The sequence below is a fragment of the Pedobacter sp. 22163 genome, assembly GCF_052045595.1.
GTDB lineage: Bacteria > Bacteroidota > Bacteroidia > Sphingobacteriales > Sphingobacteriaceae > Pedobacter.
Genome location: NZ_JBQEPM010000031.1, coordinates 1 through 508 on the forward strand (window position 1 = coordinate 1; position 508 = coordinate 508).

Annotated in this window: 2 tRNA genes; both read left to right on the forward strand. The window is 41.3% G+C overall.

The annotated features are described in order from the left end of the window. Positions 1–43 precede the first annotated feature (43 nt). Positions 44–118: transfer RNA gene (locus ACTJKN_RS27345), tRNA-Ile, on the forward strand. 17 nt (positions 119–135) lie between these two features. Then, positions 136–212 (forward strand) — tRNA-Ala (locus ACTJKN_RS27350). Positions 213–508: the final 296 nt, after the last annotated feature.

The following is a 508-nucleotide window of genomic DNA, read 5'->3' on the forward strand; positions in this document are numbered from 1 at the left end:
AAGATACTATACTGCATACGATAAAAGCTTACCTTAAATCAACAGTCCCGTAGCTCAGCCTGGTTAGAGCACTACACTGATAATGTAGGGGTCTCCAGTTCAAATCTGGACGGGACTACACATTAAAATCCTTTTGGGGGATTAGCTCAGCTGGCTAGAGCGCCTGCCTTGCACGCAGGAGGTCAACGGTTCGACTCCGTTATTCTCCACCATTAAGGTTGAGGGTTAAAAGGTTGAAGGTGTAGGGTAAGACCTATAGCTGAAACACACCACAACAGAAATATAATACCTTATTATCGGGATAGATAATATACATTGACATGATTAAGAAAGAAGGAATTGCCGTTGGGGCAAGGTATCAAAAGATACCGAATGGTTCGACTCCATGATTTTTACTAATAAGGAATAAGCTTAGGCTTGGGCAGAGGACAATGAAACCCTCCACCCTTATACCCTAAACCTTACACCTTAATAAAGTTCTTTGACATATTGGAAGAAGTTAAAAAAG